Origin of the sequence: Paenibacillus sp. FSL R7-0179 (genome assembly GCF_038002265.1) — a bacterium.
GTDB lineage: Bacteria > Bacillota > Bacilli > Paenibacillales > Paenibacillaceae > Paenibacillus_AQ.
Genome location: NZ_JBBOCC010000001.1, coordinates 768,998 through 783,976, shown reverse-complemented (window position 1 = coordinate 783,976; position 14,979 = coordinate 768,998). Strand labels below are relative to the sequence as shown.

The window sequence follows — 14,979 nt, the reverse complement described above, 5'->3', positions numbered from 1 at the left end:
ATGAAGGAGGCCCCAATGCCCAACATTCTAGAATCGCTATATCATGGCAGTTTATTCCCGAATGAGGATATTGTCTCCAAAGACCCTGATTACCGCCCGCTCAACAGGCAGATTACCGAATCTCTTGAAGCTTGGAGACTGAGGCTGTCACCGGATGAGTTCACGGAGCTGGAGGCATTATTGGATCTGTATTCACAGGTGCAGGGGATGGATATGGCGGCTGCATTTGTATCTGGATTCAAGACCGGGACGACGATGATGATCGAGGTTTTAGTCGAGGGGTAGTTTTTCTTTGGACACCGTGGAAGGTGTCTTTTTTTGTTTTGTCCAATTTTTTTAATTCCAGTGAAGGAATATCGTTACAATCTAAAGAATTTCATACATATCAAACTCAAATACTCCATTATGAGGAAGTGCCATGGACGAAAATAAGTTTTTAATACTAGTCAGAAAAAAGGACCGCACTGCAGATATCGCTTCATTTACACAATGCGGTACCAATATTCAAGTTACGTTCCGCAATTATCCAACTTCCTATAACTTTCTTGCAAGTGATGTAATAATCCTCAGCAATCCTGCTGCTATCGCAATTACTAAAGAGCAGGTGATATTTAATCAGGAGCATCCTCTGAATAATGTGATGAAAGTGCTGGATTTTGGGCCTAGAATCTGTGTCTTTTTTAATAATGGAACCAAACGGGTGTATGAATCTCAGAACGTCACGATTGAGAACAGCGGCATTAGGACCTCTGATGCACTACAAGTCATGGAGTATTGGACTTCCATCTCACTTCATCTCAGAAGCTCAGAAGAGCAGTCGGAAACGAAGGACTTTCTGAAAAAGCAGTTTGCCAAACTCAGCTTTGTGCGCCCAGAGAGTGTTTTGAGTCATTATGTTAATGGCTCTCCGGTGAGTATAGATGCTTCTTCTGAAATACAGCCGATCTTTCCTTTTCGTTACAACCTAAGTCAAAAAACAGCATTAGACCAAGCCCTGCGCAGTAAAATTAGTATCATTGAAGGGCCTCCGGGTACAGGTAAAACTCAGACGATTCTCAATATATTAGCTAATTTGGCGGTCATGCAGCAGAAGAAAGTGGCTGTGGTCTCGGGGAATAATGCAGCAGTTCAGAATGTACGCGATAAGCTGGAGGCGGAGGGATATTCATTTTTGACAGCATCGCTGGGGAATACAAAGAACAAAAAACGTTTCTTTGCTAACCTGCCTATTGCGGAGGTTGCGGGCTGGGACAGTGAGATGCCGGAAATAGAGCTTCTCTCTAAAGTACAAGAGCTGGATGGCCGTATCACTAATTTAATGAAGCTGGATGTAGAGAAGGCAAGGTTGAAGCAACAGTTATCTGCGTATGTACTGGAGCAAAAGCATTTTGAGAATTATTATGCTGATCAGGAGATTGAATCTCTCAAGAGGCTGTCATTCTACCGAGAGACCCCGGAGCGGATGCTTGAATTCATGAAGGATAGCCATCTTGCGGTGAGAAAAGATAAAGATACTGGCTTACTGTACAAGTTCAAGCTGTTTTTTAAGCATGGGTTCACTGACTTTAAATACTTGAGAGAACAGGGTGCAGATGTAATTCTGAATGTTCAACGGAAGTTCTATGCCCTGCGTATTGAAGAACTGTCTAGCCGTATTGAACAGATTGAACAAGAGCTTGAGTCCGCGTTCTATTTACCCTTGTTGGATGAACATCAGCAGTGCTCTGAAGAGCTTTTTCGTCATAAACTGCATAAGAGATATTTTAATCTTCCAAGTGTTAAATGTAGTGTGAAAGATTATCGGCAGAGTAAGAATTTTAAAACATTTATCAACTATTATCCAATTGTATTGAGCACAACCCATTCTTTACGTAACTGTATTCCAGAGAATGATTTATTTGACTATGTCATCATTGACGAAGCATCCCAAGTGGACTTGATCACAGGTGCACTTGCTCTATCCTGTTGTAAGCGAGCAATCATAGTTGGTGATACGAAACAATTGCCACAAATTGTGACTATGGAGATCCAGCAACTGGTTGGAAATGCAGATTCCGCTGGCATTGACGAAGCTTTTAATTATTTTGAACATAATCTATTGTCATCTATGCTTGCTTTATACGGTGACAATATTCCTAAAGTGATGCTTAAAGAGCACTACCGCTGTCATCCCCAGATCATTCAGTTCTGCAATCAGAAGTATTATAACGGTGATCTCATCACTTATACGGCTCAAGAAGAGGCGGATCTGCCACTGCTAATTTACAAGACTTCCCCAGGCAATCACTTGCGGGAAGTTACTAGGGGGGAAGGTAAGGGGAAGTTCAACCAGCGGGAACTGGACGTCATTGAAAAAGAGATTCTTGTGGGTTTGGAGGAAGTGGCAGTCGGGCACACAGATATTGGTTTCGTCACACCATACCGGAAACAGGTAGAGAAGGCAGCCGGGCAGTTCACTGATGATATAGAGAGCGACACCATACATAAATATCAAGGCCGTGAAAAACCTATTATGATTATGTCAACCGTGCTGGATCAGACGCGTTCCGGCAAAACTGGTATGAAATTTGTGAATAATCCTTGCATGATTAATGTAGCTGTCTCCCGTGCGCAAAATAAGTTCATTCTGGTAACCGATCATGCCCTGTTTCGGAAATATGGTAACGAAATTGGCGACCTCACACGTTATATGGAATATAGCACATTAGATGAGAATGTGGTGGAGAGCGAACTTGTTTCTATATTTGATCTAATGTATAAGGAATACTCCATTAAGCTTCATGCATTCAGAGAACGAGCGAAGTATTTCAATAAATCCCGGTTCCAATCAGAAAATTTAATGGAGGCATTGCTTACGGAATTGTTGCAAGAACCGGCTTATAGCGGATTTACACTTGGAAATCAGATTCTTCTTAAGAATTTGCTTAGAAGTGTAGATAAATTGACAGATCAGGAGCGGCAATATATCAAAAACTGCGCTTCTGTTGATTTTGTCATTTATCATAAACTGGACATGACAGCGGCACTAGCCATTGAAGTAGACGGATTTGAATTTCATGAAAATAAGCCTGAACAATTAGAAAAGGACAAAATGAAAAATAATATTTTCAAAACCTATGGATTGAAGCTGAAAAGATTTGCAACCAATGAAAGCTTGGAGGAGCAGAAGATCCGGAAGCTGTTGGATGATATTATTCAAGCAAGCTGAAAGTATGGCTCACCGGGTTCTTCAATTTCCCACTGCCTTTATCCCTCCCCATACCGTCCCACCGCCATCTCCGCCGACTTCAGCATGCGCTGCTTCAGTTGCTCGCCCTGGGTGATCTTCACGCGCAGGCCCAGGAAGCGGATGCGGGAGAGCAGGAACTCGCTATCGTCCCTCATGTAGTGGACGGTGATGTGGTAGATCCCCGTAGCTTCATCAAAGGCTACTGACTTATCGAAGCAAGAGAAGGTGGACAAGATCCGCGACAGCTCGGCATTGTAGACAGGAATGACCTGAATGCAGGCCGATTCTCTCAGACCGTCCAGGAGACGGGCGATCCGGGCCTTGAGGCCATCTATCCGGTGGGCGGGGATGGGAGCAGGTTCGGCAGACAAGATGTTCCGCAGCTTGGTGGACATGAGTGAGCGCTGCCGGGTGCTGTACCACTGCAGATACCATTCCCGCTTATACATATTGTACTCCAGCTTGTGGGGGAAGCCGGACGGATCGGTCCGTTCGCCGCCATGCTTGATCGCATACGTGATCTGAATTCCCTGATTCTCCATGATGATGCGGCGCAGGGGGCGGAGCAGCGGATGATAGACCTGGCGCTCCTTGCTGCGGGCCTTCTCGATGATAATCTCTCCTACTTCAATAGATGCTTCAGGCTCCAGCAGGGAATTCAGTTTACGTAAGGTTTCCATTGAAAAAGCTTCAGCCGCCGCCGGATGCCCCAGCATCGTCTTCAGCCAGGATCGCTCCTGCGAGGTCAGTGCCAGGGAGCCTGCTTCCTCCAGGCGGGAGATGATCTGGAAGTTGAATATTTTCTCAAAGGGATTCATAGTAGCTCTTAATCTCCTTCCATTCCTCCATGAACTGCTTGCGCAGCCAGCGGGGCTCCAGAATCTCGCAGCTGGAGCCGAAGCTCCGCAGCCAAGGCTTAATCTCAAAAATCTCATTCACCGTAATCTCGTACAGGAAGGTCGTATCGGATTCCTCTGTAATCACGCCCCACTGCCCCTGCGCCTCGACCCGCTCGCGGATGAAGTTGGCGCCGGACCGGCTAGGGTTATAGAACCGGACGGCCACCTTAACTGTACGGTTGGTATCCGTCACCCAGCTATACTCCAGCTGAGCCTCCAATTGCTGAAGTCTCTGCGTGAATTCCTCTTCTTCTACAGGCTCGCCCTCTTCAACCTGGGTCAGGCCGTCCATCCGCAGCTTCTTGATCCCCGTCCGGCTGTGATAGCCGATCAGATACCAGCGCCCATACTGATGATCGTAGACGACACGCAGCGGAAGCAGGCTGTCGATGACTCCCGCCGATTCCCGCGCGAAGAGGGGGTTGGTGTTCTGGGAGGTGTAGTTCATCCCTTTTTTGGGCGACAGATAGAGGAATTTGATCCTGCGGCGCTGCTGAACTGCCCCGAAGATCGTATAGAGATGCGCCTCATCCAGAATCCGTGAATGGTAATGGTATTTGTACCGGTGGGTCTCAGTCGTCTCGGGATTCATACCCCGTATCCGTAGAGCCTTCTTCAGGTTGTCACGCAGCAGGTAACCCTGAACAGACGGAATCTGCGTATTGGCTATGACATCTACATAATCGAACAGATCGAGCAGTTCGTCATCCGTCAGCTGGTCCAGCAGATCATTGGCGGCCTTATACCGGTAGGGACGCTTGTCATTTACCCTTACAATCACGCCGACCTCCTCCAGGTATTTCAGGTCCCCCCGGATCGTCTTCTCGTCCGGCAGCGGCGAGTCGGCAAGCATCTGGTCACAGCAGCCGTCATGCAGCTCCTTGGCCGTCAGCTCCTGCGTTTGAAGTGCTGTTAACAGCAGGGTTAGCCGGATGCTCTCTGTCTCCTTCAGCGATTTCGCCCGGAACAGGAACAGAAGCAGCGGATCGGCAGATTCATAGTAATTATAGCGGAGCCATTCAGATAGCTCTGTACCTTGTTCTGCGATCAGATCCTGCTGCAGGACGGTCACCATCTCTTTGAGATTGCGCAGCGTTTTGTCATAGGTATGTACGGAAATGCCAAGCCGCTCGGCGAATTGCTGCCTGCTGTAAGCTCCCCCGGCTAGTGACAGCATACGGAGAAACTGTATTTCTTTATCGAAGCTTTCCTTGGCCATATGTATACCTCCAGCCTGTAACGCATTCATGAGTTGTAATAGTTAATACCTCTATTAAGCACCAGAGTTGCTTGAAATGGAAGATTTTTGTCCGCTGCCATACTTTCACCCTGTTCACCCTGCGGAAAATGATGGAAAATAGAGCCAGCAAAGCCGACTTGGAACGGAGGGATGGCATGAACCCTATAAATACGCTCATCCATGAGCAATTGAAGCAGATTGAACAAGAGGAGCAAGTGACGATCCTCTATGCCTGTGAGTCCGGCAGCCGTGCGTGGGGCTTCCCCTCGCAGGACAGCGATTACGATGTGCGGTTCATCTACCTGCATAAGCCGGAGTGGTACTTATCAGTCTGGGATGCACGGGATGTCATAGAGCGTCCGATTAACAATATGTTAGATTTAAGCGGCTGGGATCTGCGCAAAGCGCTGAAGCTGTTCCATAAATCCAACCCGCCACTGCTGGAGTGGCTGCAATCCCCCATTCAGTATGCTGAGAAGTTCAGTGTGGCGGAGCAGCTTAGGGGGATCTCACCGTACACTTTTTCGCCGAAATCCTGTATGTACCATTACTTGAACATGGCCAAAGGCAACTACCGGGATTATCTGCAAGGGGAGCAGGTCAAGATCAAAAAGTATTTCTACGTGCTGCGCCCGGTGCTGGCCTGCGAGTGGATTCACCGCTACGGGGAGATGCCGCCGATGGCATTCGAGGTGCTGGTGGACCGGCTGATTCCAAGGGACAGCGAGCTGTGGCAGGTTGTGCAGCAGTTGCTGGCCCGGAAGAAGTCGGGAGAAGAGCTGGACCTGGAGCCGCAGCTGAGTGCGATTAACGAGTATCTTGAGGAGCAGCTGCAAGGGCTGGAGCAGACAGCGGCGGCATACCTGAGTGCTAGGACCGACAATCATTGAACTTGGAAATCTAAGTTAAGGGAAAAGTGGCGGAGGGGAATTTTGGAACTGGGGGAGCGTTAGCGACCGGAAGTCCGAAACTTCTCTGGAGTCACGGTTAATCCCAGAACATAAAAAGTTAGGAGGAATGCAATCATGGCTATTGTACAACTGAGATCAACGAACCCGCAGCTGAGCTTCATCATCCGCAAGAATCCGCAGAGCGGCATGCAGCTGCGCCCGGTCCGCCAGGGTATCGCCTACGGCTGGTACTCGGATGAGACTACTTATAATGTGTATTTCAAGGACGCTGACAATGAGGTCTCCTATAAAAAGAATGACGGCGAGAGCTTCGAGTACCTGAATGTCTCCCGCTATAACACCCCGCTGTTCCCGCTGAATGCGGTGAATGAGTTCTTCTCAACCCCTTTCAAGGCACAGGCTGAGCGGGATGCGGAAGGGTTTGAGCACTCTTTTACCATCCAGATGATTCATGTCGAGCGCCTGCATTACATCCGGTTCTTCGAGCAGCACCTGAAGGACTACACGTTCAAGCTGGAGCATCAGGCGCATAAGAGCTATTCTCTAACCATTACTACGCATAAAAGCCTATACCACCTCCTGCATGTGGTCAGTGTGCTGTCGTTGTTCTTATCGATCTTCGGGGATGAGTATATCGATATCTCGGACCGGATTCTGGAGAAATATATCCCCAGCCTGAACGTAATGGATGCCCCATTCTATATCCGCAGCCTGTTCGCCCGGAATCTTCTGAAGACCCGGGAGCAGTTCAAGCGGTACAAGGCAGCGGTCGAGCAGACGGATCTGTATCCGATCGGTCTGGAATATGGCAGTACGGCGATGCAGCGGCGGACGTTCATCTCGGGTGTGCTTCCGTTTGATAAGCCTATTCTGGATATCGGCTGCGGCGAAGGCTTCTACGCCATTCCGTATGCCGGGAAGATCGAGGGCGCTTATTATGCGGTGGATATCAACGAGGAGCTGCTGGAGGTCGTGAACCGCAAGGCAAAGGCCAAGGAGCTGGATAACATCGTCACCTTCCGCTCGCTGGAGCATTTCCTGGAGCTCTACAACGGAGAGCAGGTGGATGTCATTCTGACCGAGGTGGTGGAGCATATGAGCGAGACAGAAGCGGCTGCGCTGATCCGGCAGATCATCCGCCATGTGGATTTCGGACAGCTGATTGTGACTACGCCGAATGCGGATTTCAATCCTTATTATGAGCTGGAAGGCTTCCGGCATGAGGATCACAAGTGGGAAAAAGGCCAGGCGGCATTCCAGGAGTGGCTGACGGCCACCCTGCAAGGGCTGGGCGTGGAAGCCGAGTTCTCGCTCGTGGGTGACCGGGTAGGCGACATTCGTACTTCGCAGAGCGCGATTGTGCGCAGACAGGAGGGTTAGACCATGGACATTCAGACGAAGGTACACACGATATTCATGCTGGTGGGAGCGACGGAGTGCGGGAAGTCTACTTTTGCCAAGGAAGTGCTGATCCCCCAGCTTAAGCTTGCGGACAGCGCTACAGGTCTGCGTACCAATGTGCAGTACCTCTCCTCAGACCTCATCCGTCAGGAGATCTTAGGCTATGATTACGATAAATACGACCAGGTCATGCTGGAGGCCAGCTCGCATACGTTCGCGCTGTTGTTCGAGCGGCTGAAGCGGGTGACCTCCTGGCCGATTAATGCGGAGTTTGTCATTCTGGATACGATAGGTCTCGCTGAGGATTACCGCAGCAAGGTGCGGGCGATTGCCCAGGAGAACCAGTATAATCTGGAGGTCATTCTGTTCGATTACCGTAAGCGGGAGGATTATTATGCCTCAGAGCGCTCGAAGAAGCTGATCTCAAATCACCTGAACCGGCTGCGCCGGGAGGTGCTGCCTGTGTTGTCCCGCGAGGGCTATCATAGTATTCATAAGGTGCGCGCGAAGGATTTTCTCTTGGAAGGTGTTGAAGGTACTGAAGATTTAGGGGAAAAGCGGCCGAACCCGGATTACCGGGTGCACATTCAGGACTGGGAAGCTTATGCCGCTGCGGTGCTTCCGCAGGATCAGGAATACATCGTGGTCGGTGACGTACACGAATGTGTTCAGGAGCTGCAAGGCCTGCTGCGCAGCTATGGCTACCGGATTGAAGAAGGGAAGCTAAGCGCTACGGATAAGCTGAAGCATACGCGGATCATCCTGGCGGGCGACTGGATCGATAAAGGCAAGCAGACCCGGGAGATCATAGAGTTCCTGTATAACAATCAGGAGCATTTCCTGTTCGTCATGGGCAACCATGAGAATTTCGTCTACAAGTACCTGCGCGGGGAGATCAAGGGGACTGAGCCGGAGCTGCTTAGGACCTATTTTGACTCTACTCAGGTGTTACGGGAAGATGAAGAGTTGTTCCGTCAGTTCTCCGTGCTGGTGGAGCGAGCGAAGCCCTTTTACCGCTATATTGGGAGTCGGGGACCTTCCTTCTATGTGACGCATGCCCCTTGCCGCAATAAGTATATCGGGAAGCTGGATACGAATTCGCTGCGCCATCAGCGCAACTTCCGGCTGGACCGTGAGTCGGCGTACGAGCAGCAGCTTGACTTCCTGAAGGAGGAGGCGGAGGGAAATCATCCGTTCCATCTGTTCGGACATATTGCCGCCAAGCAGACGTTCCGCATCAAGAACAAATTACATCTAGATACGGGGGCGGTGCATGGGAACGGGCTGACTTCTGTCTTTATAACCTTCAAGCCGTTCTACAAAAGCCATAAATCCCGCCAGCAGCAGCAATTGCCGGAAGAATTGCCGGTTCTCTTCCGCGAAGTGAGCTCGGTCTCAGTGGAGGAGCTGGATGCGGAGTCCATGCGCAGACTGCATTATTCCTCGAAGAATAAGGTTAACTTCATCTCCGGGACGATGTCGCCTGCGGATAAGGATGAACTAGCAGGCGAGCTGGAGTCACTGCGCAAGGGTCTGGATTATTTTGCCGGGCGCGGGGTATCTGAGGTGGTCCTTCAGCCTAAGTATATGGGATCCCGCTGTACGGTGTATCTGTACCAGGACGTGGAGCATTGTTATGCGGTTAGCCGTAATGGCTATAAGGTCAAGGCCGTAGATCTGACGCCGGTCTATGAAGTATTGCTGGAGCGGTTCGGAGCGTATATGCGTGAGCAAGGCATCCGTGTGCTGCTGCTGGACGGGGAGCTTCTACCCTGGAAGGCGCTGGGAGAAGGGCTGATTGAACGCCAGTTCCAGCCCATTGGGCGGGCACTGGAGAACGAGCTCGCATTCCTGAGAGAGCACGGGTTCGAGGAATCGCTCGGTGAGCTGATTCAGGCGTATGAAGCGAGCGGGTTCGAGCAGGACCAGCATCATCTGGCCAAAGAAGCGCTCAACAAGAGCTACGGCGCGCACGTATACCAGACCTATAAGCATGTGCGCAGCATACGGGATGCCTATGTGGAGCTTGACCAGCGGGACGAGGCGTACCAGGTGTATAAGCAGCAGCTGGAGCTGTATGCGGGGGATGCGGAGCTGGATTATAAGCCTTTTGCCATTCTGAAGGAAGTGCTGGAGAGCGGGGAGGAACGGGTGCCTGAGGGGGTAACCTCGGAGCAGTACCGCTTCCTGAATGACGACGAAATTCTGGTGCTGGACCTGCAGGAGTCGGAGGCTTACAGCCGGGCCGAGGAATATTTCGCGACCATAACAGTTGAACGGCAGATGGAGGGGATCGTGATCAAGCCGGAGCAGGAGCAGCCGGGAGTAGTCCCTTATCTGAAGGTCCGCAATCCCGGGTACCTGTCGATCATCTACGGCTACGATTACCGGTTCCCGCACAAATATGCCAAGCTGATGAAGCAGAAGAATATCGCACCTAAGCTGCGCACTTCCCTGGCTGAGCACCGGCTGGGTAAGCAGATGCTGGAGATTAAGCTGGAGGATATTTCGGCGGACAACAGCACCTACAAGCAGATTGCCGCGAACCTGTTGTTCGAGGTGACGAAGGAGAAGGAAATCGATCCGAGGTTATAAAATGGTGAGGCAGGCCGCCGGGAAGCTCCCGGCAGTCTGCCTTATTTTGTTATAGAGGGGATGATGGTTTACACCTGCGGAGGACATGTGGCTGATTGCACCGGCGTACAGGCCAGATGTAATCGAAAAACCGATTACAATGGGCCGGGCGGAGGCGAGGGGACCGAATGTAATCGAAAAACCGATTACAATGGGCCAGGCGGAGGTGCGCGGACCGAATGTAATCGAAAAACCGATTACAATGGGCCAGGCGGAGGTGCGCGGACCGAATGTAATCGAAAAACCGATTACAATGGGCCGGGCGGAGGCGAGCGGATCGAATGTAATCGAAAAACCGATTACAATGGGCCAGGCGGAGGTGCGCGGACCGAATGTAATCATGGCGGCATGGTTCTCTCCCGCTCTAAGTTAAATGTTAACTATATCAAGAATGCTGGTATGATGAACAAGCCCAAAAGAGCTAAAATGTAACAAACCGCCACATTCCTGCAAGAAAACGCAGAATGATGGTCAAGATGCTTCCGGGATAATAATATGGGTGTTGAGAGGAGGCAGTGCCAGTTGGAAATCAGATTTGAAGCAGACAGCGGGATGGACCGGGGATGGGCTAAGATCGTTACGCATCCGGCAGAACAGGAGCAATGGAAGCGCCTTGAAGCTGCCCTTCAGGCAGAAGAGAAACGGATCACCGTCATCAATGCCAGCAATAATCGCCAGGTCACTCTGGAAGCAGGCAAGGTTGCTGTCATAGAGGCGGAGAGCCGGATGTGCAGTGTGCGGCTGATTACCGGAGAGAGGTACCTGCTGAACACAAGGCTGAAGTTCGCGCTGGATGCGCTGGATACACCAGGGGTCATCAAGATTAACAACCAGACCATTATCAATACCCGATACACTAAAGAGTGTTGCCGACTTGAAGTATACCTTAAAAAAAGAAGGAGAGCGTCCCGCGGGGCTGCTCTCCTTCTTCGTATATATGCTATGCCGTTCCTTGGACCGGCTTGAAGTTAACCCATCACAACCAGCACTTCGTTCTCTGCCGCCATCCGGGACACCGGAATCAGGTTGCCCCCGATCTCTTCGCCGTTGATGACGATGCGGGAGACGCCTTTCTGGACGCCGTTCTTGTTCTCGACCTGGATGTTCAGCTTCTTCCCGCGGAATTCGCGCACCATGGAGAAGTCGGTCCAGTCCGAAGGGACGCACGGGTCCAGACGGAGGCCGTCCTTCTGCGGCTGAACGCCCATAATGCCCTCAGCCAGCGAGACCATGACAGTGGAGGCCGTGCCTGTCAGCCAGTGGACATGGGCCCGGCCCTGATAAGGGCTATCCTTGGACTCCACGAATTGGCCATGGACATAAGGCTCCAGCTTACGGACCTCCGCATGGTCGTTCATCGTGGCCGGACTGCAGTTCAGGAAGTACTCGAACGCGCGCTCACCGTTGCCGATCACCGTCTCCGCCAGGATGAGCCAGCCCTGCGGCTGGCTGAAGATGCCGCCGTTCTCCTTCGTAGAGGCATTGAACAGTGCCATCAGTGCAACCGGCAAGCCATATTTGCGGAATGGCGGGTAGAACAGCATCGTGCCGTAATCGGTCCGCAGATTGTCATAGACCTTGTCCATGGCAAGCTTGGCCTGTTCCGGGCGGGCTGCGCCGCTGAGCACCGACCAGCTCTGCGGATTGAGCCAGATTCGGCCCTCATCGTTCTCCCAGGAGCCGATGGTATAGTTGTCCTCGGTGAAGCCGCGGACGAATTGATCGTTCTCCCAGGCATACTTCTGGATATTGCCGTCCAGCTCCTCCAGCAGGCCTTGCGCCCACGCAGCATCCTCCGGCTTGTTCTTGTTCTCCGCAATGCCCATGAATACCTTGAAGCCCATGTATAACTGGAAGGCCACAAACAGCGATTCACCCTTGGCGCCAAGCCGCAGACAGTCATTCCAGTCGGCATGGAGGCCGACCGGCATCCCATGCGCACCCATCCGGTCCAGGCTGAATTGCAGCGCTTGCCGCAGATGCTCGTACACCGTTGCTTCGCCCTTATCGGAGTAAGGAATGACCTCATCGGTGAAGTCCCAGTTCCCGCTTTCATTTAAGTATTTGATCACTGTCGGGAACAGCCACAAGGCATCGTCGGCCCGGTAGTGGGGATGTCCGGTCTCCCGCACATACTCAGGGTCGTCCGGTGTTCCCTCATGGCCCGGATTATGGTCGAATTTCACCAGCGGCAGCCCGCCGCCGTTAGATACCTGGGCAGAGATCATCAGCCGCAGGCGTTCGAGAGCCATCTCATGATCGAGATGGATAATGCCCTGAATATCCTGCACCGTATCCCGGTAGCCGAGCCCGTTGCGCAGGCCGGAGTACTGGAAGGAGGCGGCGCGCGACCAGATGAAGGTGATGAAGCATTGATATGCGTTCCAGGTGTTGATCATATGGTTCAGGTTGCTGCTTGGAGTCTGCACCTGGAAGCGGTTAAGCTTGCTATGCCAGAAGGTCTTCAGTTCTTCAAGCTCCCGGTCTACAACCGATAAGTCCTGGTAATGGCTAAGAATGCCGGAGGCCCCCTCTTCATCATATTGTCCCAGCAGGAAGGCAATTTCCTTCTCTTCTCCCGGCTGCAGCTCCACATTCATCTGCAGGGCGCCGCAGGCATTGGCATTGTAGTTCAGTGAGTTCGAGCATTGCCCGTTCTCCACGGAGAGCGGATTCCCGTAGCTGCGGTAATCTCCAAGGAATGTATCGCGGTCTCCGTCATAACCGGCCACCTCTGCTCCGGCCGCGCCGAAGAATCTCCAGGTCTGCTCTCCCGCGATATTTTCATTGATGACTTGAAGAATTTTATCGTGCTTGAAGTAGGTCCGGGAAATAAACAGCGTGTATTGCAGGTTTACGGTATCTTGCTCATAGTTGTTGTCATTGGTGAACTCGGCGAAGCCGAAGAGAGCCAGCTTACGCGGAGTGATGCCGTCATTGCGGATTTTCATGCGCCATACTTCATAGGTTTTGTTCATCGGTACGTAGTATAAGGACTCGGTATGGATGTTGTCATAATCTGAGACGATGTTCGTGTATCCGGTTCCATGATGGCAGACGGACTTGTATTGCTCCAGATCCTTGCCTACCGGCTGCCAGGAGCCGGACCAATAATCGCCGTTCTCCAGATCTTTGACATAAATGTAGCGCCCAGGCTCGTCCTTGGAGTTGAAATGATAGCGGATATGCCGTCCGTTGGCCCCGGATTTCACGAAGCTGTAGCCTCCGGCATTGCCTGAGATAATCGCACCGTATTCCGGCGAGCCGAGATAGTTGGCCCAGGGAGCAGGCGTATTCGGCTTTGTAATCAGGTACTCTTTGTTCTTGTCGTCAAAATGACCGTATTGCATAACCATTCCTCCTCATGATAGATGACAGGCAGGGTTATGAACGCGCGTTCATAAATGACCGAAGAATCCCGCCCAATTCCATTATAAGACAATTGGGGGCTGACAATATACCCTATATTTGAGAAAAAAACAAACAGTAGAGTCTTTTTATAGCAGTTTCCTATATTTGAATGGGAGTATGGTGTTGATAAGATTAAGAGGAAGGAGGAGTGCACGATGAGTATGAAGCAATGGTCTGAAGATACGATATTCTACGATTTAAACGGTGATTGGTCTATTCGAAGAGCAGAGCCCAAGGAGTGGGGCGTATATTGCTCCGTCTACTATAACATGGAGTATAACGGTTTTTTTAGAGAGGAAAGCTATGCGAATCCGCGCAGAAATGCCTTTTGGATATACAAGGGGGAGAGCAAAATCGGCGGAGTCCGGATGTCACCGAATGTGATCTACCATCTCTTTGTAATCCCGCCATTTAACGATACATTCAGAGTGCTCAAGCAGCTTAAAAAGCTGTTGATCGAGTGGTCTGACCGGAAGGAGCCCATACGAGCCTATGAAATTCTGCCGGATCAGGTTCAGCTGTATGCCCGGGCAGGCTTTTGGCCGGATGAGTTCAGATGCCGCTGGATGCAGCGGCCTACAGAATATTTCCAAGTGAATTGGGAGGATAATCTGAGGATTGAGAGTCCTGAAGTGGAGGTAACCGAGGCAGGGGGCAAACGGTTCATCCTTGCAGAAGAGATTGCCCGCTGTGATTTTGAGAGCTTTCGAGGCGGACTGGATGCAACCCGGAGGAAGCAATTTGCTTTAGAAGATTTTGTACCCGGTGAAGATCCTAATTACTCCAATGAAATATTGACGCAGGCTTCCACGTTGGTATTCGATAACGCGACTGATCAGCTCATTGCCAATTGCAGGTTGTGTCTACAGGACGGCGTGGCCGCAGTCTATAGCATTGGCGTTAATCCTGCTTATCGTGGGAGAAGACTGGCTACACGCATGCTGCAAAGAGCCCTCACCACTCTGAAGGGTTCTTATCCGCTGCTGAGATTGTATGTAATGGAAGGAAATGAAGCGGAATCTATGTACTACAATCTCGGGTTCATGCCCGGGGTGCAGGAGATTCAGAAGATGTATATTTCGTCGGATTAACCGAAATAAGCGATCCGCAGGATCAGCCAAGGCACCCTTAGGGGTGTCTTTTTTAATTATAAATAGGAATGATAGCAAAAAGTGAAAGGGAATTCGCAATTATGCAATGATATTTGTCACAAAAAAGGAGGATTGTAGAGTTAATGTAGAGGACTGTCGGATA

11 protein-coding genes are annotated in these 14,979 nt (G+C 51.0%); 8 read left to right on the top strand and 3 right to left on the bottom strand.

Annotated features, from left to right (window positions below):
- The first annotated feature begins 15 nt into the window (after positions 1-15).
- Positions 16-285, top strand: coding sequence for a DUF6809 family protein (locus MKX63_RS03245; protein WP_341015256.1), 270 nt, complete (start codon positions 16-18; stop codon positions 283-285).
- A gap of 133 nt (positions 286-418) precedes the next feature.
- Entirely contained in the window at positions 419-3,208 is a 2,790-nt protein-coding gene (locus tag MKX63_RS03240) for an AAA domain-containing protein (protein WP_341015254.1), read from the top strand.
- Positions 3,209-3,246: 38 nt separating this feature from the next.
- On the opposite strand, the gene MKX63_RS03235 is transcribed toward MKX63_RS03240, so the two are convergent.
- The gene (locus MKX63_RS03235) at positions 3,247-4,047 is read right to left on the bottom strand and encodes a WYL domain-containing protein (RefSeq protein ID WP_341015252.1); all 801 of its coding nucleotides are present in this window, start codon (positions 4,045-4,047) and stop codon (positions 3,247-3,249) included.
- Entirely contained in the window at positions 4,034-5,347 is a 1,314-nt protein-coding gene (locus tag MKX63_RS03230; RefSeq protein WP_341015251.1) for a helix-turn-helix transcriptional regulator, read from the bottom strand. The genes MKX63_RS03235 and MKX63_RS03230 overlap by 14 nt, the downstream gene beginning before the upstream one ends.
- A gap of 176 nt (positions 5,348-5,523) precedes the next feature.
- On the opposite strand from MKX63_RS03230, the gene MKX63_RS03225 reads away from it, so the two are divergent.
- From MKX63_RS03225 to MKX63_RS03205, 5 genes are all read left to right on the top strand, one after another.
- On the top strand, positions 5,524-6,258 hold the full coding sequence (locus MKX63_RS03225) for a nucleotidyltransferase domain-containing protein (RefSeq protein ID WP_341015249.1): 735 nt from the start codon (positions 5,524-5,526) through the stop codon (positions 6,256-6,258).
- A 135-nt stretch (positions 6,259-6,393) separates the two neighbouring features.
- Positions 6,394-7,659, top strand: coding sequence for a class I SAM-dependent methyltransferase (locus tag MKX63_RS03220; RefSeq protein ID WP_341015248.1), 1,266 nt, complete (start codon positions 6,394-6,396; stop codon positions 7,657-7,659).
- A 3-nt stretch (positions 7,660-7,662) separates the two neighbouring features.
- Positions 7,663-10,275: a metallophosphoesterase gene (locus MKX63_RS03215; RefSeq protein WP_341015247.1), complete on the top strand. Its 2,613-nt coding sequence runs from the start codon at positions 7,663-7,665 to the stop codon at positions 10,273-10,275.
- 85 nt (positions 10,276-10,360) lie between these two features.
- The gene (locus MKX63_RS03210; RefSeq protein ID WP_341015245.1) at positions 10,361-10,687 is read left to right on the top strand and encodes a hypothetical protein; all 327 of its coding nucleotides are present in this window, start codon (positions 10,361-10,363) and stop codon (positions 10,685-10,687) included.
- Positions 10,688-10,836: 149 nt separating this feature from the next.
- Positions 10,837-11,280, top strand: a complete 444-nt coding sequence (locus MKX63_RS03205) for a hypothetical protein (RefSeq protein ID WP_341015243.1) — start codon at positions 10,837-10,839, stop codon at positions 11,278-11,280.
- A 2-nt stretch (positions 11,281-11,282) separates the two neighbouring features.
- Here the strand turns inward: MKX63_RS03205 and MKX63_RS03200 are convergent, their stop codons facing one another.
- On the bottom strand, positions 11,283-13,664 hold the full coding sequence (locus MKX63_RS03200; protein ID WP_341015242.1) for a GH36-type glycosyl hydrolase domain-containing protein: 2,382 nt from the start codon (positions 13,662-13,664) through the stop codon (positions 11,283-11,285).
- A 216-nt stretch (positions 13,665-13,880) separates the two neighbouring features.
- Between MKX63_RS03200 and MKX63_RS03195 the strand changes: the two genes are divergently transcribed.
- The gene (locus MKX63_RS03195) at positions 13,881-14,816 is read left to right on the top strand and encodes a GNAT family N-acetyltransferase (RefSeq protein ID WP_341015241.1); all 936 of its coding nucleotides are present in this window, start codon (positions 13,881-13,883) and stop codon (positions 14,814-14,816) included.
- Positions 14,817-14,979 lie beyond the last annotated feature (163 nt).